12 protein-coding genes are annotated in these 21,763 nt (G+C 43.7%); 8 read left to right on the top strand and 4 right to left on the bottom strand.

The features are described from left to right. Nucleotides 1-127: 127 nt before the first annotated feature. From GSQ66_RS13805 to GSQ66_RS13795, 3 genes are read right to left on the bottom strand one after another with little or no spacing between them, the layout of a single operon-like run. Complete coding sequence (locus GSQ66_RS13805) at nt 128-1,297, bottom strand: mechanosensitive ion channel family protein (RefSeq protein ID WP_162428001.1); 1,170 nt, start codon at nt 1,295-1,297, stop codon at nt 128-130. Nucleotide 1,298: 1 nt separating this feature from the next. Further along, entirely contained in the window at nt 1,299-2,525 is a 1,227-nt protein-coding gene (locus tag GSQ66_RS13800) for a Glu/Leu/Phe/Val dehydrogenase dimerization domain-containing protein (protein ID WP_162428000.1), read from the bottom strand. Between the two features lie 11 nt (nt 2,526-2,536). Then, nucleotides 2,537-3,652 carry an anhydro-N-acetylmuramic acid kinase gene (locus GSQ66_RS13795; RefSeq protein ID WP_162427999.1) on the bottom strand — a complete coding sequence of 372 codons (1,116 nt, stop codon included), beginning with the start codon at nt 3,650-3,652 and terminating at the stop codon, nt 2,537-2,539. A gap of 118 nt (nt 3,653-3,770) precedes the next feature. Here GSQ66_RS13795 and GSQ66_RS13790 point away from each other — a divergent pair, with 118 nt between their 5' ends. After that, nucleotides 3,771-4,079, top strand: coding sequence for an ArsR/SmtB family transcription factor (locus GSQ66_RS13790; protein WP_162347343.1), 309 nt, complete (start codon nt 3,771-3,773; stop codon nt 4,077-4,079). A 135-nt stretch (nt 4,080-4,214) separates the two neighbouring features. On the opposite strand, the gene hemA is transcribed toward GSQ66_RS13790, so the two are convergent. Continuing rightward, entirely contained in the window at nt 4,215-5,489 is a 1,275-nt protein-coding gene (gene hemA / locus GSQ66_RS13785; protein WP_162427998.1) for a glutamyl-tRNA reductase, read from the bottom strand. Nucleotides 5,490-5,603: 114 nt separating this feature from the next. On the opposite strand from hemA, the gene GSQ66_RS13780 reads away from it, so the two are divergent. From GSQ66_RS13780 to GSQ66_RS13750, 7 genes are all read left to right on the top strand, one after another. Further along, a complete protein-coding gene (locus tag GSQ66_RS13780; protein WP_162427997.1) occupies nt 5,604-6,785 on the top strand; it encodes an ATP-binding protein in 1,182 nt (393 codons plus the stop codon). A 126-nt stretch (nt 6,786-6,911) separates the two neighbouring features. Then, on the top strand, nt 6,912-7,847 hold the full coding sequence (locus tag GSQ66_RS13775; RefSeq protein ID WP_162427996.1) for a GNAT family N-acetyltransferase: 936 nt from the start codon (nt 6,912-6,914) through the stop codon (nt 7,845-7,847). Nucleotides 7,848-8,448: 601 nt separating this feature from the next. Continuing rightward, nucleotides 8,449-9,249, top strand: coding sequence for a hypothetical protein (locus tag GSQ66_RS13770; protein WP_162427995.1), 801 nt, complete (start codon nt 8,449-8,451; stop codon nt 9,247-9,249). A 32-nt stretch (nt 9,250-9,281) separates the two neighbouring features. Next, nucleotides 9,282-10,091: a hypothetical protein gene (locus tag GSQ66_RS13765; protein WP_162427994.1), complete on the top strand. Its 810-nt coding sequence runs from the start codon at nt 9,282-9,284 to the stop codon at nt 10,089-10,091. Nucleotides 10,092-10,093: 2 nt separating this feature from the next. After that, the gene (locus GSQ66_RS13760; protein ID WP_162427993.1) at nt 10,094-16,123 is read left to right on the top strand and encodes a T9SS type A sorting domain-containing protein; all 6,030 of its coding nucleotides are present in this window, start codon (nt 10,094-10,096) and stop codon (nt 16,121-16,123) included. 628 nt (nt 16,124-16,751) lie between these two features. Beyond that, the gene (locus tag GSQ66_RS13755) at nt 16,752-18,041 is read left to right on the top strand and encodes a hypothetical protein (RefSeq protein WP_162427992.1); all 1,290 of its coding nucleotides are present in this window, start codon (nt 16,752-16,754) and stop codon (nt 18,039-18,041) included. 122 nt (nt 18,042-18,163) lie between these two features. Then, nucleotides 18,164-21,748 (top strand): T9SS type A sorting domain-containing protein, encoded by a 3,585-nt coding sequence (locus GSQ66_RS13750; RefSeq protein ID WP_162427991.1) that lies wholly within the window; start codon nt 18,164-18,166, stop codon nt 21,746-21,748. The last annotated feature ends 15 nt before the right edge of the window (nt 21,749-21,763 follow it).

The raw sequence follows: 21,763 nt of genomic DNA, 5'->3' as shown, positions 1-21,763 counted from the left end.
TTTATTTAAAGATAGGTTCCTGATATGGTTCTATTGAACTGCGGAGCCTGTAACGTCTGACGTAGGACAGACAAAAGATATAAGGGTGAAAAAAAAGCCGGAGCTTCTCCGGCTTTTTTATTTATAGTTACTCAAAGTCTGTGGTGCCGTTCCTCACAACTGCAGCCTTGCCCGCAGGGTTACCAGCTTGCCCAGTTGCCTGCATAAAAACGCTTTGGGTTGGAGCATACTGCGCGCCATGCCGTTCCACTACCTCGGTTACTTTATAGATCATTTCCTCTTTAATGTCTACATACTCCGTCCAGTCCATCGACTCTACAAAGTACAGTACCATAATATTTTTGGAAGCCGGACCTATAGTCTGGAAACGTACGATGCCGTCCTGACTCGCTTGCGGATGATTGTTGATGTATTGCTGTAGTTCCGTAACTATAGCTCGTATCTGTGCCGCTGTGGTATCGAATGTAAGCGGAATCTCGAACTGTACTCTCCTGAAAGTGCGCAGCGTAAGGTTATTCAACGGCTTATCGATCATGCTTTTATTAGGCACTGTCACAAACGATTTTTCCAGCGTACGGATACGTGTACTCCTGAAGCCGATCTTTTCTATAGTTCCGGTTATGCCGCCAACTTCAACCAGGTCGCCGACAACAAACGGGTGATCGAGGAAAATAGTGAAGGACGCCAACAGGTTCTCTAAGCTCTCTTTTGCCGCAAAAGCAATAGCCAGACCACCCACTCCCAGGCCAGCAACCAAACCAGCCACGTTAACGCCAAACACCGTTCCCAGCATCACCATGATAGAAAATATCACGACCATGACTTTAGAGAAATCTTTAAAGAACGGCACCAGCTGGTCGTCCATTTTAGATGCCGTACGTGCCGTGCGGTGCTGGAAGATAAGGCCTGTAAAATCCACCAGGCGCAAAACCACCCACGTAAGCGCAACTATAACAAAGACCTGGTACGTCCGGAAAAAGAACGTCTTCAGGAACGGATCGCCTTTCCGGATCTCACTTGGATCCATGGGGTAGTCGAGCACCTGGAACGCAAAATACAGGAACACCAGGAAGAGCACAACCTCCAGCGGCTGAATCAGTAATCTTCTGAAAGCAGGCAGGTTGTCTTCGTGCCAGAAACGCTTTACAAGTTTATATAAAACAGTAGATACCAGCTTAGACAACATCGTTTTAAAGATGAAGCCAAACAGCAGGATGCCCACAAACCACAGGTAATTGGTGACGCTGTTACCCAGGAACTCGTATTGTAGTATTTCTCTCCAGGAGGTTAGATCCATATTATAATAACTGGCTTAAAGCAATTTCGAAAGATGTTTTAGCGATCTCTGTTGTTGCTGCTCTTTTAGCATGTGTTTTCTCAAGTGCGCGGGCTATCGTTTTAGAGATGTCAGAGAAGATGGCCTCATCAGTAATTTCTACTTTGCTCTCCATTAAATAAGCAAACACGCGTGCCATGCCGCAGTTGGCAATAAAATCAGGTACAACGGCTATGTTCTGGTCGGCAAACTCGCCGGTTGGCCCAAAGAATATTTCGGGATCCTGGAACGGTACGTTGGCTCCGCATGAAATCACTTCCAGTCCGCTGCTGATCATTTGCTGTAGCTGGTCTTTGGTAACAAGGCGCGATGCGGCTGCCGGTATAAATATTTCAGCGCCGGCAGACCAGATTCGGTTATTCACCTCTTCAAAAGAAAGCATGTTCTCGGCACGTAACGCATTGCCCTCACGCTTAAAGAACAGTTCCTTTATCTCTTCAAAACTATAGCCTTCCGGTTTTATCAGTCCGCCTGCTCTGTCGATGATACCAACTATAGTTGCGCCTTTGGATGCCAGGTAATAAGCTGCTGCAGCACCCACATTGCCCCAGCCTTGTATAATAGCACGCTTGCCCTCAAACTGGCCGCCCCAGATGTTATAGTAATGGCGCACAGCTTCGGCCACACCATACCCGGTTATCATGTCGGCTATAGTATACTTGCGGGCTGCAGAAGGCGTATAGTTCGGGTCTTCGATAACCTTGATCACACCCTGGCGCAGCTGGCCTATCTTGTTTATTTTCTGAGGTTCGGTAGCATGAAAGTGGCCGTTAACTACACCTTCCTGCGGGTGCCATAAACCATAGTCTTCTGTTATCGGAATTACTTCGTGTATCTCATCCACATTCAGGTCGCCGCCGGTACCATAGTAACTTTTTAGCAGCGGAATAACAGCTTTGTACCAGCGCTCCAAAACGCCACGTTTGCGTGGGTCGGCAGGGTCGAAGTTAATGCCTGATTTTGCACCACCTATAGCCGGACCGGAAACTGTAAACTTAACTTCCATGGTTTTCGCCAGCGATTCAACTTCACGCTTATCCAGGCCTTTGCGCATACGGGTACCACCACCGGCAGCACCGCCACGCAGCGAGTTTATAACTACCCAGCCTTCGGCTTCGGTTTCAGCATCTTTCCATTCAAAAACTATTTCGGGTCTTTTATTCTCGAATTTCGCAAGCAGGTCTTTCATGTTGATGTATGTTATTCGGGTTGTGATGCAAAGGTACAAAATAAGTATAGAGCGTACAGGTTACCCCTATAAATGGCGCCGCCCACACTGTTGCGGCTGGCTCCGGTTACGGTTTGTAAACTGTTGGTTTCGTTGCGCCAGCGCAGCGTTCCTAAAAAAGCGAACACCAGTGCTTCCTTAAAAGATACGATCTCAGGAGAAGGCACTTCTATGCTATAGTTTTCGCCGGCATATTGTTGCAGCAGTTCCATTAAGTATAAGTTAAAAGCACCACCGCCTGTAGCTAATAGTCGCTGTTTATAGTTGGCAGGCTGTAAAGCGTTGGCTATTTGCTGGGCAATGTGGTGGCAGGTAGTATGCAGTTTGTCAGCTATAGTTGCCGGGCTGTTAGCTATAGTTTGCAGGCTGTTTTGCAGTGCCCATTCTTTACCCAGGGATTTTGGGTAGGGCTGACTAAAGTAAGAAGGAGCGTTAAGTTTTTCCAGAAGTTGTGCATCCAGTTTTCCGGACCGGCCCAGCTTGCCATCTTTATCATAGTTCAGGCCGGCCTCGTTGGCTAGTGTGTTCAGCAACATATTGCAGGCCGATATATCATACGCAATGCGCTGCCCGCTGCGGTTAAAAGAGATGTTGGAGATACCGCCCAGGTTCAGGCAATAATCGTAGTCCGGGAAAAGCAGCTCATCGCCGATAGGAACCAACGGAGCCCCTTGTCCGCCCAAGGCAATATCCAGCGTCCGGAAATCGCAGACTACAGGCAGTTTGGCGTGCGCAGCCAGGTAAGCGCCATGGCCTATCTGTAACGAAATGTGTTTGTTCGGCTGGTGAAAGACGGTGTGGCCGTGCGATGCTACAAAATCAGGACGCAGGTTATGGCGAGCTATAAATTGCTGTACCTGTTCGCCCATATATTTCCCGAAACTATGGTCAAGCGCAACCAGTTCCTGTGCGCCTGCCGTCTCGGCACCACGGAGAGAGTCAATGAGATAGGGGCTGTACGCTGATGTTTCAGCATTAAGTATATTATATATCCAATTTTTATTTTTATACGTAAGTCTACAATATGCAATGTCCAGGCCATCCAGAGAGGTGCCTGACATTAAGCCGATCACGTGATAGGTATCCATGTGGCGAAGTTAAAAAAATGCTGGTAAAGACTTCAGCCAAATAACGTAAGCCTCGTATATATCTTATTATGAATAGGATGTAAAATAATGTAGAAACTGTTAGGTATAATTTTAAATTATGAAAAGTTTGTTATCTCGAATTGAATCAAAGAAGATAGATAAGGCGGCTGCCATGCTAAAAGTATTGGCTCACCCTAAAAGACTGGCTATAGTCGACCTGCTGGGTAAGGAGGAGAAAATGACTGTAACTGAGATATATAAGTATCTGAACCTGCCCCAGGCAATAGCTAGTCAGCACCTGATCACGTTAAAGGATAAAGGTGTGCTCTCCTCGTTTAAAGTTGGCACAAAGATCTATTACTCGCTTTCGATCCCTAAGCTTATTGATGTAATTGATTGTCTGGAAGAGTGCTGTATTGATATCTAATACCTCTACATTCTGTTAAGTCAGTTTGATCTGAAAAGACCAAAGGCTTCCGTTTTTGCTTTTAGTAAGCTAACGGGAGCCTTTGGTCTTTTTCATTCACTAAAAAAAATAAGCTATTCACTTATTTATATAGTCTTATAATTGAATCTCTTCAGATTGATTTTCGAGGTTGAAAAGGTCGTTCAGTAGATCGATAAGTGTTTCGGCCTCGCCACGCTTACAGGCAGCTTTTAACTGCAATACCGGCAACTTAATTATCTTCTGCATCATAGATTTTGTAATGTTATCTATGTGCTTTACTTCATCAGGGTTCAGCTTTTTAACGTAACGCGCTATTTCTTCCTGGCGAATACTTTCGAGTGCATTCTTCAGTTTATTTATAGTTGGCGACACTACCATCTCTTTCGACCAGTCGTTGAACTGCTCGATAGACTCCGCAATGATCGCTTTAACTTTAGGTATTGAATTGATACGCTGCTGCAGTGCTTCAGATGCTTTGTTCTGGATGGTATCTATGTTATAGAGCAACACACCCGGTATAGTTTCCACATCAGACTCCACACTGCGCGGCACCGACAGGTCGATAAAGAACTTGAACGTTAGCGTGTCCAGGCGCTTGATCATTTCTTTTGTGAAGAATGGGGTTTCGCGGGCAACCGAAGAGATGATCACATCAGCTTCCTTCAATCCCTGCACTATATCTTCAAATGGAAGTACCTGCATGTTACACTCTTCGGCCAGGTGCTGTGCCTTGGTAAGGGTGCGGTTGGTAATTTTAACGTCGGTAAAACTGCTGTCTTTCAGGTTGCGGCACACATCGGCGCCAATTTCGCCTAAGCCAACAACTAAAATCTTCGGGTCAGATATATCAGCAGTCAGTTCTTCTATTAACTCTACAGCGGCATACGAAGTAGATGCAGCGCCATCACGGAAGGAAGTTTCCTGTACTACGCGCTTGTTGGTGAAGAAGATGGTGTGCATCAGGCGATGCAGGAACGGGCCGGCCGTATCGTTATCTGCAGACCACTGGTACGCCTGTTTTGCCTGGTTAGATATCTGCATATCGCCAACTACCTGCGACTCCAAACCCATCGAAACATCAAACAAATGCTGTACCGCATCGTTGTGCTCGTTCAGGATGGTGAAATAATCGAAATAGCTGGATATGTTGTTGATACCTTTTGTAATGCCAAGTAGCTTTACAATCTCCTGGCTAAAGTCGGTATCGGAGTTATAATAAACTTCGGTGCGGTTGCAGGTAGAAAGGACCAGTATATCAGTCGCCTGGATAAAGTCCTTGAGCGTCTGAAGGAATTGTCTGCATGAGTTTTCATCTAAGGCAATCAGTTCCCTGATATCCAGCGGCGCTTTCTTATAAGACAGGCTGATTGCTTTAAAATTCTGTAGCATAGTGGCTGTAGAAATACTAAAACGCAAATTTACAGTTTGATTTACCAAAAATAAAACTTACTTGCCCTTATTATTTAATTTATAATAAATTCATATAATTTTCGTGTTTCCTGCATGATACCCATCTATTCTCAGAAAAACAGAATAAAGTTTATAGTTGTAATAATAGCGCTCATAATAGGGGCAGCAACTATAACATATACCAATATTCTGGTAAGTAAGTTATCTGAGCGGGAGCAGGAGCTGGTGCAACTATACGCCAAAGGGCTGCGCTACATGATCAGTGCTCCTTCCGACGACAACATTGTCTTTATAGAAGAAGAAATCCTTTCGGCCAACACAACCGTGCCCGTTATACTTACTGACGAAAAAGAGAACATCCTCGACTCTAAAAACATTGATATACCGGAAAACATTGCAGATGATCCTGCAAAGGTAAATGAGCTGCTCCAGCGGCAGATCAAAAAAATGAAAGCCCAGCATGCACCTATAGTTGTGCCCTGGGCAGAAGGCTCGGTTAATTATGTTTTTTATAAAGACTCAGACCTGCTTTCTCAGCTGCGTTACTACCCGTATGTGCAGCTGATGGTGATTGCCTGCTTTGCGCTGATGGCTTACTTTGCATTTAGTTATTCGCGTAAGGCAGAGCAGAACAGGGTTTGGGTTGGACTTGCAAAAGAAACTGCACACCAACTGGGCACGCCGTTATCGTCGCTGATGGCATGGTATGAGTACATGAAGGTTAGCCCAAAGTTTGAGAACGAACCTATAGTTGCCGAACTATGGAAAGATATAAGAAGGCTGGAAGTTATTACCGAGCGCTTCTCGAACATTGGCTCAGTGCCGCTGCTCCGCGACGAAAATATTTACCAGGTAACACAGAACGCGATTAACTATCTGCAGAACAGGATTTCGCGGAAAGTGGAGATGGAGGTTGTTTCTACATTTTCGCCAGATATTACCGCAAAGATCAATGTGCCGCTTTTTGATTGGGTAATTGAGAACATCTGCAAGAATGCTGTGGATGCCATGGAAGGAAGAGGGAGTTTAACCCTAAAGCTACTGTTACTCGGCAAAAGCAACATTGCTATTGATATTACAGACACCGGCAAGGGCATCCCTAAAAGTAAAGTAGACTCGGTCTTTCTGCCTGGTTATACAACTAAAAAACGGGGCTGGGGTTTAGGCCTGGCACTCGCCAAACGCATTATCGATAACTACCACCGCGGCAGGCTCTATGTTAAGTCGTCTGAGGTGGGTAAAGGCACTACGTTTCGGATTGTGCTGAACAGGTAGGCTATAGTTAAGGAGCTTGTGAGTAAAAGAGTTTAGGAGTTAGAGAGTTGAAGTCACGATGCCCATTAAGCTATAGTTCAGATAGAAATCATAATAAATCAGTAAAATCCCCTTAATCACTGGTCAGTGGAAGTTGTAAAGTATAGCGCCAACTATAAAGATGCCTGGGATGCTTTTGTGGCAACTTCTAAAAACGGCACTTTTTTGTTGCAGCGCGACTATATGGAATATCACGCTGACAGGTTCGAAGATCATTCGCTTTTGTTTTATAGGAAAGGGAAACTGGTGGCACTTCTGCCGGCAAATGTAGCTGGTACAGAAGTGCAGTCGCATGGCGGGCTGAGTTATGGTGGTATAGTTAGCGGTGCAGGTATGAAAGCACAACTGATGCTGGATGTTTTTGATGCGATGATGCTATACTATAAACAGCAAGGCTTTGAAACTATAAACTATAAAACTGTACCGCACATTTACCACCGACACCCAGCCGAAGAGGATTTGTATGCCATTTTCAGAAATGACGCTCTGCTTTACCGCCGGGATCTGAATACGGTTATTTCACTCCGGGACCGCCTGCCTTACAATACACTCCGCAAACGTAAATTAAACCAAGCCTCACAGCAGCGTATACAGTTTGGCCTGAGTCAGAACTTTGAGGAATTTATAACCATACAAAATGAATTACTGCAGCAGAAATATAACACCAGCCCTGCTCATACAGTCTCCGATATAAGGCTGCTTGCGTCCCGTTTTCCTGACAACATCAAATTATACGCAGCAACCCAGGCTGATAAAATGCTGGCAGCTATTCTAATATATGAGACTGCCCTAGTAGCGCATTGCCAGTACATTGCTTCAACTCCTGAAGGTCGTATTGCCGGTGCCCTCGATGCACTTACCAATTATCTTATCTCTCAGGTTTATACCTCTAAAGATTACTTCAGCTTCGGGGTTTCTACGGAGCAACAGGGTACATACCTGAATCAAAACCTTATCTTAAATAAAGAGAGCTATGGCGGCCGGGCTATTGCTCACGACTTCTATAAGCTTGTCTTAAAGTAATCGGGCTCATACAAATCTACATTCAGAACCAAGCCCACCCTCCTAATCCAGTAAGCGCAGGCAATTGTAAGTTTTCGGGTAAAATATTAATCCAATCCCATGCTATTCTTAAATGAAGATAAGAATAGTTCAATATATGAGTTGTCTAATATTCGGAATTGCCCTTTCCGAGTAATTTCTATCACTGATTACAGTATTTAATAAAGTTTTTTATTGCACTTAACCATGCGAATATGGTCTTGGCTATTACAAGGCAGGGTACGCTTTGTATATAGTCGAGATCGACTTTTAGGCTATGAGCGTGCTCTTGTTTAAGTGTTAATCCTTCTATAACTTCTATAAATATAAGACGATGGGTATTGTTATAATGTATTTAATACTTAAAAAAGTGCTCATAATGTTAAAATTTGCCCCATTTTGATGCAAACGATTAAGTGCAGGAAGCGGGGGAAATTACAGGCTTTTGGAAGTAAAAACTATGAAAAATTCTATTCCGCCCCTAATCTTCACGCCAAGGCCTGGCCGCTTACGCTCTACAAATTTGTGAGCGGTTGCCATACTATAAGTTACCAAACATATTAGTTTATTTTATTTCACCCTTATGAGAGTTTTTACATTCATTAATGGTTTGCTGCCTACTAGGCGTTTTCCGGCTGCTATGTTTGTTGTGCTGGTATTTGTAAGTCTGAACAGCTTCGCAGATGTCATAAAATGGCGTGGCGGCAATGGAAGTACAGCAACAGACTGGAACACCGGAGATAACTGGGATCTTAAAAGAGTACCTGGTATTAATGATGATGTAGTGATTGGTGATACCGATATGGCCAACAACAAAGACGGACCTGTAATAAATGACTGGGCCGATTACACAGTTAAATCATTAACCATAGGCGAAGGAAAAGCTGTAGAATTTTATATGGCCCCAAGAAGCATGCGTGTTACAGGGGATGTAAAGATCGGAGCAAATGGTTATTTAAGAAACATAGGTGCTCAGACATTTTATGGAGGAAGCTTTACAGTAGCTGCAGGGGGTAGATATTCGGAGGTTGCTTATGCGGAAAACAGCGGGAAAGGAAATGCAAGCAAAGTATGGCCTGTTACAGAGTTTTATGGTACAGGTATTATATCAGGGCTAACAGTAACTGATGTAAACAGAGGCTTTAGTAACCTTAAAATTTCAGGCTCTATTACACTTGGTAGTGTACTAAATTTAACAACTGTACAAGCGGTAAATACCAAAAATAATAACGTTTCGCTTACCATACCTGCGCAATTATATGTTACCGGTACGCTTAATCCCGCAAATCATGCTGTTAAGTTCGAAGGTAGCGCAACAGCATCAGGTCTGGTATTTGAGGTTGCTCAAGGGGCACAATCCATGTTACAGGAACAAATTTCATAGACAACTATACTTCAAGCAGCTCTGCTGCGGTCATGTTCCCAACTACGCTGGATGCGCTTGGAGTAATTAACTATTCAGGTACTGGAAATCAAAATATCCTTTCACCTGCCGGTAGATCGTATGGTGTGCTGCGTATCAGCGGTAGTGGCATTAAATCACTGACAGCAGCAACTACTATATTATCTGATCTGTTTGTAGATGCGGGGACCCTCGACATATTAAACTATACTTTTGGCAGAACCGGATTTGGCGGGACAATGAACGTAGCAAACCTTGCTACACTAAAACTGAGCGGATCAAACTTTCCAGCCAACTTTGCAACTGTCGATTTAGGCCCAAACAGTACTGTAAACTATTATGGGGCAGGGCAAACTGTTGCTAACGTTACAAAAGGCTATGGTAATCTATCCCTTACAGGAAATGGACTGAAGGATATGCCTGCCACGAGTGCATTGGTTATAGCAGGGTATTTAGAAGCTTCGGGTACAGGTAGTCCGCTAACTTTTGAGGCAAAAGGATCACTTGCGATTACAGGAAAAGTAGACCTGAGTGGTACGGCATCATTTAATGCTGGAGCATTTACACATACCGTAGGTGGCGACTGGATCAATAACGCAGACTTTTTTGGTGGAACAAGCACAGTGATATTAACCGGTACAGGTAAAAAGATAGAAAGAACGTTAACAACAGCATTAAGCCCAACCCTCCGAAATGAGTTTTACAATCTGCAGGTCGCAGGTTTGGGTACAACTATAAAAGTGCCTTCGGCACAAAGCCTGACAATAAGAGGTAACTTAGAAACTACCGGGGCAGGTACACTTACACAAAGTGCTGGGGACTGACCATGGCTGGTCTTTCAAAATCAATTAGTGGAACAAGCATAGTATTGTATAACTTAACTATAAGCGGAACAACTAACACAAGCGCATCTTTTATAGTTAATGGTAACTTCGAAACTATGGGTACCGGAGCCTTTACTGCAACAGGCGGTACAATCACCTTTACCAACACTATAAATAATGCTGGCGAAATAAAGAATATCACCCATAGTGGAACTGGTAAAACGCAGTTCTTTGGAGTTAATATAGCACCTGCAGCCCCCGCTACAAAGATCACAACCGGCTCAAGCTTCTCAATTATGTCTGACTTAAGTGGCAGCGGACTGGAAGCGTCGGCAGGAATTATAACATTTAATGGTTCCTCCTCTTTTGGTGGCGTCCATAATCTATATAATGTTATTATCTCGGGCTCAGCGCTAACAATGGCGACAAATGCTACAATGGGGGTTGCAGGTAGTCTCACGGACATTGCTTTAAAATTTAATGCAGGCAGTAATGTTCCAAACACTGTAATTTATAATGGAGGCGCTCAGAGTGTCACTAATACTACCTATTATAATCTACAGTTATCAAGCAACGCTGGTGCAGTAAGTAAAACAGCTGCAGGGGCGCTTACTATACTGGGCGACATATCGGTAAATACTAATGTCACATTCGCAGCAGGCGATGATTACACGCATAATTTGTATGGGAACTGGAAAAATAGTGGAACTCTATCAGCAGGTAATGGGGCTTTCAACTTTACAGGCAGCGCCAATACTTCGTTAACAGGTGCTACAACCTTTAACATTATCAGAATAAATAAAGTTGGTACCTCAAACTTTATAACGCTTGCTAATAATATAAATACAAAAGACCTGTATTTAACGACAGGTTTTATGAAGACAGGGGCTAACGAAGTTATAGTTTCCGGAGAGCGATATGGTAATGGCTGGGTTGAGGGTACAATTACAAAGGTAAAACCAGGTGGCTTCGCAGCAACCACTGAGCACTTATTTAACGGCCCTTATGTATCTATAAACTTTGGCACCATTTCGACACCTGTCACACAGGTATCTGTAACAACTATACCTACAGTTGTTACTTTCTCAGGTGCAACCCCGGTAAACCGCTTATATCGTGTACAAACCAATGGTGCATACACCAAAGCTAAACTAAGGTTACAATATGAAGATTCTGAACTTAATGGTAACACTGAGAAAAGTGATGAAGATGGGCTCAAATTGTCCTATTCAGATTCTTATCCGGTGGGTGTGAACTGGTCTCCAGCCGACAAGAAACTTAATGATTACCAGGCTAACTGGGTGGAGGATAACGGTGTGACTACTGCAAACACAGAAGGTTACACGAATTTAAATAAGTACTGGGCCCTATCAGATAAGCCTAACAGATTTGTTTGGATTGGTAAAGTAAATACGAAATGGGAAGACAAAGGAAACTGGTACAAATTGCAGGTTGATGGAGTTACGAAGGAAGACCCTTCTTCTGGGCCAACTTCTTCTGATATCGTAGAACTCGGAACAGAAGCTCATACCTATGAGCCAACTATCGGTTCAGAAGTATTTGTTAAGGGTCTTCAGTTCAAACCGGATCATAATATTATACTGACTATTAGCTCTACTTTGTCAAATGGTTTTATTGGTACTCCTGCGCTGATTGTAAAAGGTAACATTGCTGCTATAGGTACAAGTGCCCAGACACATACTATAAATACAGGAGATCAATTATTAGAAGTAAGAAGTAACCTTCAGCTCGATAATGACCTGCACAAAATCAATATAAATAAAAATGCAGGCGAGATAATCGTTGCAGGGGCACTATACCAGAACTCGGCAAGCTTAAATTTAGGTAGTGGTAATATGCGTCTTAAAGGTGATTTCATTAAGACATTAGGGACTTTCGCGACTATAGGTACAGTAACATACGAGGGCAGCAATACGCAGATAGTAGCGGATTTGGATTATCATAACTTAACAATAGACAAAACCGGAGGTGTTGCTCAATATGCACTGGGCGAGAACAAGACTATAGTGGGAAACCTGTTTATTAAGAACGGGAACCTTTTAATGCAGTCATCTAACAGTACCATAAGAAAAATTACTGTTAACGGAAATGTGACCATCGGGAATAGCATAGTAACCGAAGGTGTAACAACTACTACAAATGGTATACTTAATAGCGCAAACATCGATATTGATTTAAAAGGAAACTGGAATAAAATAGCTGGTACGTTTGTGCCAGGAACGGGTACGGTTACTCTTGCGGGAGTAAATACGCAGTCTGTTTCAACATCAGAGTTTAATAATCTTATTGTTTCAAATAACACGAATGTAAATGGTGCCATTGTCGTGAATGGTGACGTTACGGTGCAGCAGGGCAAGCTAAGTCTGGGAGACAGAGCTCTGACTAGGAGTACCGTAGGTGGTACATTTTCGCTTGCAGCAGGTGCTTCCTTAGATTTAAAGGGAGCGGATAACTTTCCGGCCAATTTTAATACGAACTTGCTTGATACGGCGAGTACTGTGAGTTATTCAGGGACAATAGCGCAACAGGTGAAATCCTTAACGTATGGTAAATTAGATTTTACAGGGGGAGGCGATGCTCTGCCGAAGACCTTACAGGGAGCAACTATAGTAAAAGGTAAGCTTACGATTGATGAAAGCGCCAAGCTGGATGTGAGCAATCAAACACTTACACTTTCCGGTAGCTTTGTCATTAAGGGTACATTTTCTCCGGGAACATATACCGCTCCAACTCCGCCTACCGGTACGTTGATCTTAGCAAATACAGCTGGCAGCACTAAGTATATTACCGGTAGCAAGCTGACTGTTAATAACATGGTTATCAGTGTGGGGTCTATGTATGCATTAATGGCTCCATTCTTCACAATCAATGGAAATTTAGATATTACGGGTGATGGTAATGTGTATGAATTTCCGGATAACCCTAATCCAAAAGAGAGAGGCTTTTTAAAAACATCAATACCTAAAAACGGATACTTTGTGGCTGCTAATGCAAAGGTTGACATTGCCGGGGACTTTAGAAACTCAGGTATGTTATTCAGTAATGGAACAGCAAAGTTTTTAGGGGTTCGTAAGCAAACCATACAATTACTGGCACCGATTATCCCGCACAACGGGGAGGCCCCTACGGTTGAGTTTACAGGTACGGTGGCACCGGTATTTAACTCAACACGCTCACCTGAGTTTGCGAACGTGACTATAAGCCTGGATAACACTAAAGGAGAAGAAATTGCTACAAGCGTGGGGTGGGCAGTTGCAGGTATTTTTACTGTTATGCCAAACTCAACTTTCAATGGCGGTCCCTATACGCATAAACTATATTCAGCCTTTATAAACAAGGGTACTTTCAAGAGTTCAGGTCTGATAGATTTTTCGCCCCCTTACCCTTTTGCTCCTGCCCCAGAAGCACATCCGTTCGAGTTTGGCACTTTTGAAAGTACTGGTACATTAAAGTTCGGAGGTTCAGGTCGGATACTATTAGTTGGTACTAAATCGCCTCAGCTTAATAATTTAGTTATTGCTAATACAAAGGGGGTTACAACCACAACTTTAAGTAAAGACTATGTACTTGGTATAAAAGACTGGACCATAGACGGAAACCTAGTTGTTGAAAGTGGTGGTGTGCTTAATGCTATACCTTATGTTCCAGGGGCAACCTTGGGAACATACTTTTTAATAAAAGGCGAAATAGTTAACAACGGCAGTATAATAAGTATGAACCCTAGTGTTGATCCATTGGCTCCATTTGGTATTGGTGCTGATTTTACTTTTGCTGGTGCTGACTCTAAAATCTCAGGTAACGGAACGACTATGTTAGGTAACTTAACAGTAGATGCGGGCTCTAAATTGACAGTTGGTAAGAACGTGTACTTGTATGGCAGCTTAATCCATAAAGGAGTAGACTTTAGTGTTGGTGAAAACACATTAACCTTTATAGGTGCATATCCTTCTGCAATCTCTACAGATCCTGTCTCTACTTTGGAGCTATCTAAATTAATAGTTGCGAAAGACGCCCAAACTACTTCCGTCTCATTAGGTACAAACATAGCTAAGCTTTTAAGTATGATAGTGCAGAGAGGCACATTAGACTTAAAGGACAAAACTGTAACAGAATATCCGGATCTTGTAGTTGAAGAGCCAATAATTACAACAGTTGCTGCATTGCCGGGCGCCACTATAAAAGTTGGTGGTAACAGCACATTGCCTGCTGCAGATGTGTTCAGTCTTGCGCCGACAAGTACAGTAGAATATTATGGAGCAAGCCAGCAGGTAAGAAGTGTGCAGTACGGTAACCTGGCACTAAATAATACCGCTACAGCTACCTTCGACACCGGAACTGCTAAAATTGCTGGTAACTTAATTGTAAAGGGAGAGTCAACTCAATCAGTAATAGCTCCTGAAACAGTAGAGTTTAATGGTGCAGGCAATCAGATAGTTGCGCCACTTGCCTATAAAAACTTGACGTTGAGTACTGGAGGAACTAAGACATTTGCTGCTAAATTCGAGGCAGAAGGGAACAAGGTTTTAAGTATTTCAGGAATTGCGACTAAAGCCGAAGGAGTTATAGTTGATGCTGACGATACAGGTGTACACGTTAATTACAATGGGACAATAGCACAACCTGTTCTATCAGGCAACTACTACGACCTAACGCTAAGTAATGGAAGCCTGAAAACTTTCTCTGGCATAACAGGCGTGGCAAATACATTTACAGTAGTAGATGGTACAGCTGCAGACTTAACATCAACAGAAACTACGATAGACTTTAATGGTACAGGCGAGCAGGTTATACCTAAACTTAGATACAGCAGCATTTGGGTATCAAAAGGTGGTTCTAAGACCTTAGAAAGTAAAGCAGATGTTGATATAGCGAAAGAACTTAGACTTACACTAGGTACGATAAATACAGGTGGCGATAGCAAGTTCATTTTAGCTCCTACTGCCCAAATAATAGAAAGCGAAGGCAACTCTGTAACAGGTAAGGTACAAACAACCCGCACACTGACTACAGCCACCGAAGCATTCGGCGGAATGGGATTAGAGATTACCGCATCTGTTGCGCCAGGTGAGATAACAGTAGAACGGCAAACAGGCGCAGGAGCAGCAATAACAGGTGGTACAGGTAATCAAAGCATAAACCGAAACTTTACCTTTACAGGCTCTACTACTGCAGGCAACAGCACCTACTCGAAGGCAAGTACGCAGCAGGTAAACAGCACTGACCTGAATGCAAAAGTTGTTTTTAAATACTTTGATAGCGAATTGAACGGCCTGCAAGCTGAAGAAGCAGAACTCCGCTTACACAACCTAGTGCAAGGTGTAAATGGCGTTGCAGATCAATGGGTAAAACATTCAGGAGTTGCTCCTGATACATACACTAACACCTTAACTTCTACAGGTATAAATAGCCTGACACGAATGACCTTAGGAAGTACAATTAAGCCTCTCCCGGTAGAGTTGCTGTCTTTCACAGCTACCAAAAGAGGAAACAATGCTGAGTTGAAATGGACAACGGCGACCGAGCAAAACAACCAGGGATTTGAAGTGCAGGTATCTGTAGATGGGAAAAATTACGAGAGGCTCGGGTTTGTAGAAAGCAGAGTAGGATCATCGGCTATGAAGCAGGACTATAGTTTTACGGATGCGCGTAGCAGTAAAAACGGAGTGCAGTATTATCGCCTGAAGCAGGTCGATTTCGATGGCACGTCTAAAATATATGGTCCTAAGACTGTAAACTTTGGAGACATAGTGGCTGCTAGTCCTTCTGAAGCGTATCCAAATCCATTTAAGGATAAGTTACGTGTAAACATAAGCTCCCCAGAGCGCGGGGTTGCAACTATAAAGCTGTACACTGCTACTGGTCGTTTACTTAAAACAGAGGCATTGCATGTTGAGGCCGGAGTTAATGATAGCCCACTAGCATTAGCAAATACTGCATATGAACCAGGCTTATACATGCTGGTAATAGAATTGAACGGGAGGCAGCAAACTATAAAACTGATGAAAGAGTAAGGTTAACAACTAAGCATAATAAAAACAGGCTCCTCGCAAGGGAGCCTGTTTTTATTTTAAGGCAGGAGCAAGCCCTATAGTTTAGGTGGCTGGTGCCAATAAAAAACGAATACTAAAATCCGACAAAATCTCATCTCATCCGGTAACTACTGCCTTATCCTGCCCAACAGAACTACATTAATAATTGAACGCTATCAACAGGCAATATTGATTTAAAGGCTCTTTTTGATAGAAAATACTAAAGGGATAAATATTTAGTAAATAAATCCAATAAGGTATTGACACGATAAGTAAATTTATATATATTCATCCATTAATACTCAATAGATCATAGCGTTTTAAATTTTACCATTTCCATATATAATTTAATGAATATGGTGAGGGTCCCAAGCAATTCAGAATTTTGCTAAAGCAGAAGGCGTGTCCTGTAATAAGGATATCCTCAGAGCTTTTAGTACAAATCTTAGCATGCCGCATACGCATACGCATACTATTCTCAGCATAATATGATGTGGGAGCGAAGAGCTATGCATCATAGTACTTTAAAAGCTATACTATGTATTTAACGTCTATTGCTAACAAACTTCTGTTAATCCGATTATCTGTTTTAATGCTCATATGGTTTGGTATGCAGCTCAATGCAGCAGCTCAGACAGTTACATGGGTAGGGGGAAATTCACGCTGGGATCTGACTTCTAACTGGTCGCCGCAAATTATTCCTAATTCAGGTACTAATGTTATTATCCCAGCTATAGGAGGCCAGGTGAAAGCGCCTGTGGTTAACTTAAACGCCATGGGCGAATGCCTTTCTTTAACTATACAAAGTGGAGGAAGCTTATGGGTAAGTAACGATAAAGGCATGACCATTCATGGTGATGTAACTATAAATTCTGGTGCCACTTTCACGAATGATGGAACGAAAATAGATATTAAGGGCAACTGGACAAACAATGGCACTTATGCAGAAGAAATATATGTAAGGGGGCAATCCGAAACGGCCAGGAGTAATGTAAACCCTTACATGACATTTTCAGGAACAGGCAAAACTATAGGTGGTAGTAGTACAAGTACTTTTAGTAATCTGACTATAAGCGGTAGTATAACACTAAATTCAAAACTTGCTACTGCCAGACTTACCAAAAACCAGGTGTTTGCAGACCCGCAACTACGGGTTACAGGCAGCCTTGATCCCCAAACTTATTTAGTCACCCTGGCAAGCGGCGCCACACTTAATCCATTTGTGATAGATCCTAACGCAACTATTTATGTTAAAGCAGCAAATTATTATAGTAACTATAACCTTACACCTGCTTTAATGTACGCGACCAGTGTCATTAACTATGCATCAACCGGTGATCAAACTATAGAAAGTGATATATCATACCAGATATTAAAGGTCAGCGGGAGCGGTGAAAAATCATTGGAAGCTAACACAACTATGATGAGTACCACTACAGATGTGCAGGTACAGGTGTTAGCCGGCATATTAAATCTGGGGGACTATACTTTAAACAGAACCCCTGCGGATGGAAAACTTAGTATAGCTTCGGGAGCTACGCTTCGGATCGGCGGGAATAAATCTTTTCCGGGCAATTATCCAATCAGAACCTTTGAGGTAAATAGTACAGTAGAATATAATGGTACAGCACAAACCGTAACACCCCTTACCTCTCCGGATTATTGGCACCTAAAACTCAGTGGAACCAATACAAAATTATTGCCCGGGCCCATGGCAGTACGTGGAGATGTAACGGTCTCGGGGAATACCACTGTTATAGCCAATTCAGCAGCTGCATTAACTATAGATGGCAATCTGTCAATAGGAAGTGGTTCAACTTTTAATGGCGATGGCAATACACATACTATAGCAGGTAACTGGATTAATAATGGCACATTTAACCCAGGTGGGGGACTATAAGATTTAACGGAAACGCAAACTCAACTATAACCGGGGGAGCAGTTTTTAATGGGTTAACTGTTGCTAAAAGCCTAGCCGGCCGTGTAACGCTCAATAACAACGCGACTGCAACAACCCTTAACATGACGCAGGGCGAGCTACACACAGGTGTAAACAAAATAATTATACTCGGCGACAGAACCGGAGATGGCTGGGTTTCAGGCACAGTAAACAGGCAGCATGCATTCGCTTCAGGTACTGCCTATGCCTTTAACTCCCGGTTTTCCACAATGGCTTTTACCGGTGGCACGGGCGTAACAGATGCTACCATGAAAACCGGCACCGCAACTTTACCGACAGGTTTTTTAAGTGGGAAATCTATAAACAGGCTCTATGAAATAACCGTAGCCACGGGCACGTATACCACGGCAAGTTTACAGCTGCAGTACCAGGATGCTGAGTTAAACGGTTGTGTTGAAGATGGCCTGAAACTATACTACTCCCCAACCGGGTCTGGTACCTGGACGAGCGCCAGCCGACATGCCTACGATGCTTCGCAGAACTGGGTAAGACGCAATAATGTAACCAACCTTGCAGGTTTCTGGACCCTAACGGATAACCCGAGTACTTACAAATGGGATGGAACCGAAAGCATTGCCTGGGAAGACGGCAGGAACTGGGAAGTAATAACAGATGGAGTCTCAACCCGTGGAATTACAGGGCCGATCAGCTCAGATTTTGTGATACTGGGGGAGAATACACCTGTAGAGCAACGTCAGCCAACTATAACCACAGCCGAATGGGTGCGGGATATCAGCTTTAAAGCGCCAAACCAGATGACGCTCACCATGTCGGCGGGGTCACTCAGAACAAACTATAACATTGCCGCAGTTGGAGCAGGATCAGCAATACAGCACAACCTAATCGCTAATGCGCAAACTATAACTATAGGTGGTAATCTTATCTTAAACGATGGTAGTGTGGGTAACAATCTTTCGGTTACAGGCACAGCAGCAACTATAAACCTGACCGGAAACCTGGAGCAACACCAAACCGGCAACATAACCTTAGGCAACAGCAACCTTAACATAGGCGGAAACTATAACTATACAGCCGGTAATTTTGCAGCAGATGCAGGTACCGTAACGTACAATGGAGCGGGCGCGCAGCTAGTGGCAGGTTTGCCTTATCATCATTTAACTATAGCAAAAGCAGCAGGAGCAGCCACGCTGTCATCGGCAGCTACACAAAGCATAACCGGTGGTTTAACAGTTACAGGAGGCACAATGGTGCTGGATGTCCCAACTATAAACGTAGCCGGTAATGTATCTTTAACAGCCGGTATACTGCAGGGCAATGCTTCAACTATAGATCTGAAAGGCAATTGGAACAGAACAGGCGGTACCTACACGCCGGGCACCAGTACGGTGGCTTTTTCTGGCACAAATCCGCAGACAGTAGCCGGAACAACATTTTATAATCTGAACAAAACAACTGCCAATACACTAACAACAACAGGCAATTCAACTTTAAGCGGGAACCTGGCTGTGCAAAGCGGCACGTTGGTACTGGATGGCCACACGATGGACAGAACTTCTGCCGGCGGAGCGCTTACACTTGTTGACGGGGCTACCCTTCGGGTAAATACTGTTAACTACCCTGCCAGCTATAGCACAAACGCACTAGGAGCGAATAGCACTGTTATTTACTCGGGTGGTACTTCCGGTATAGCGGGCGTAACATACGGAAACCTGATTTTGCAGGAAGCTGCAACAAGACCACTGTTAAGTAACGCACGCGTGGCCAACCGGATGACCATTGCCAGTGACGCTGCATTAAGTAATCCGGCATCGGTTTATACGTTAACCTTGGATACGGACCTGATCAATAACGGAACTATAAATGCAGTAAACACAGACCTCATCTTTACCAGTGCAACAGCCAGCCTGAACGGCACAGGAACAGGTGCTACAGCGGTAAGAAATTTAACTATAAATGCGGGAAGTAGCTTAACCGTAAGTAAAAATATTACGCTGCACGGAAGCCTGGCCAATAACGGGAATAGCTTTAGTGCCCCTGCGAATTGGGTAGATTTCAGGGGCAATGCAGCTGCAACTATAACCTCAGCAAGCCCGGTAACTATAAACGAGCTTTTCATTAACAAAACAGGTCCGGCTACAGCTGTGTCGCTTTATGCAGATATTAACGGCCTGCAAACCATACAGGTAGCGTCTGGCACGCTGGACGCCCGAAACCGCATACTAACTAAGAAGGCGTCATCAGGAACCGGCCTGACCATAGCAAATGCTGCTACCATGAAAGTGGCGGGCACAAACTCACTTCCGCTTTTAGATACCTATAGTTTACAGCCGGCCAGTACAGTTGTGTATAATGGTTCTCACCAAACTATAAAAAGCGTACAGTACGGCCATTTAGATCTGCAAAGCATAGGAACCGCTACTTTTGAGGACGGCATAGCAAAGGTTGCAGGCAACATGACCAAAGGAGCAGAAGCCAATGTTGTAACGCCTCAAACTATAGAATTTAATGGTAACGGTCCGCAGCAAATGCCCGGCATAAACTATAAAAACCTGAGTATTGCGGCTGCCGGTACCAAAACACTTATGGGAAATGCATTGATAGATGAGTCTTTGAGTTTTGACATTAACCTTACAGGAACAACTATAGTTACCGGACTGAACGAGGTAGAACTTGGGGCAAATGCAAATCTGGTAGGCGAGGCCAATGAGAGGCGTATTCTGGGGACTATTAAAACCACGCGTTCTGTTGGAGCCGGCATTAATAACTTTGGTGGTATGGGTATTACCATCGCTCAGGTAGTAGATGCAGGCATGTCTACCATGACCCGTGTAACCGGCCCTACAGCCGTGCAGGAAGGGAAAAGCATCGGGCGTTTGTTCCATTTTGAGCCATCAACAGGCAAAGGTAAATTTAATGCAGCGGTTACCGTTACCTATTTTGATGCAGAACTAAGCGCCAATACCGCCGAATATGAAGAGCAATTAGAACTGGTAGGTTCTATAGGACCTGGTTTTGGCTGGTATTCGTGGTCTTCGCCCGAACAACTGGACATGAGTACTAATACTATATCGGTTAGTGGTATTAACTCCATCAACTACATGACCATCAATAACCGGATTACTCCGCTGCCTGTAGAGTTGCTCTACTTTAAAGCCACCAAGCAGGATAATGTAGCCGTGCTGGAGTGGAAAACAGCCTCAGAAAAAAGCAACAGCGGTTTTGAAGTAGAAGTATCTGCAGACGGCTATAGTTACCAGAAGATCGGGTTTGTGCAAAGTGTGGCGGGCACATCGGCCATAGCGCAGAACTATAGTTTTACAGATAACCGAAATGGTAAAAATGGAATGCTGTACTATCGGTTGCGACAGGTAGATGAAGACGGAACCTTCAAGTTTTACGGGCCCCGCACGGTTAATTTCGGAACGGTAACCAAGACAGCTATAGTTGCTTACCCTAACCCGTTCGAGTCTGAAATAAAGCTGGCCGTTGAAGCAATTAACGCAGGCAAAGCAAAACTGACACTATACACACCCACGGGTAAGATACTGAAGCAACACGAAGAGTTATTGGCAAAAGGATCATCGGTGTTGCAGCTAAGCTTAAACCAGAACCTGCCACGCGGCCTGTACCTGCTGACTATAGAACAAAACGGAGAAGTTGAAACTCTGAAATTGATAAAAAATTAGCCTGATTAGTTTCTA

This window comes from Pontibacter pudoricolor (genome assembly GCF_010092985.1).
GTDB classification, from domain to species: Bacteria; Bacteroidota; Bacteroidia; order Cytophagales; family Hymenobacteraceae; genus Pontibacter; species Pontibacter pudoricolor.
This window is presented reverse-complemented; position numbering and strand designations above follow the sequence as displayed.

What these genes read in the sequence shown, in the direction of transcription:
- GSQ66_RS13795 (WP_162427999.1), bottom strand. Translation starts at nt 3,652, where the DNA reads ATGGATACCTATCACGTGATCGGCTTAATGTCAGGCACCTCTCTGGAT.
- hemA (WP_162427998.1), bottom strand. Translation starts at nt 5,489, where the DNA reads ATGCTACAGAATTTTAAAGCAATCAGCCTGTCTTATAAGAAAGCGCCG.
- GSQ66_RS13750 (WP_162427991.1), top strand. Translation starts at nt 18,164, where the DNA reads ATGACGCAGGGCGAGCTACACACAGGTGTAAACAAAATAATTATACTC.
- GSQ66_RS13790 (WP_162347343.1), top strand. Translation starts at nt 3,771, where the DNA reads ATGAAAAGTTTGTTATCTCGAATTGAATCAAAGAAGATAGATAAGGCG.
- GSQ66_RS13780 (WP_162427997.1), top strand. Translation starts at nt 5,604, where the DNA reads ATGATACCCATCTATTCTCAGAAAAACAGAATAAAGTTTATAGTTGTA.
- GSQ66_RS13755 (WP_162427992.1), top strand. Translation starts at nt 16,752, where the DNA reads ATGCAGCTCAATGCAGCAGCTCAGACAGTTACATGGGTAGGGGGAAAT.
- GSQ66_RS13770 (WP_162427995.1), top strand. Translation starts at nt 8,449, where the DNA reads ATGAGAGTTTTTACATTCATTAATGGTTTGCTGCCTACTAGGCGTTTT.
- GSQ66_RS13805 (WP_162428001.1), bottom strand. Translation starts at nt 1,297, where the DNA reads ATGGATCTAACCTCCTGGAGAGAAATACTACAATACGAGTTCCTGGGT.
- GSQ66_RS13765 (WP_162427994.1), top strand. Translation starts at nt 9,282, where the DNA reads ATGTTCCCAACTACGCTGGATGCGCTTGGAGTAATTAACTATTCAGGT.
- GSQ66_RS13760 (WP_162427993.1), top strand. Translation starts at nt 10,094, where the DNA reads ATGGCTGGTCTTTCAAAATCAATTAGTGGAACAAGCATAGTATTGTAT.
- GSQ66_RS13800 (WP_162428000.1), bottom strand. Translation starts at nt 2,525, where the DNA reads ATGAAAGACCTGCTTGCGAAATTCGAGAATAAAAGACCCGAAATAGTT.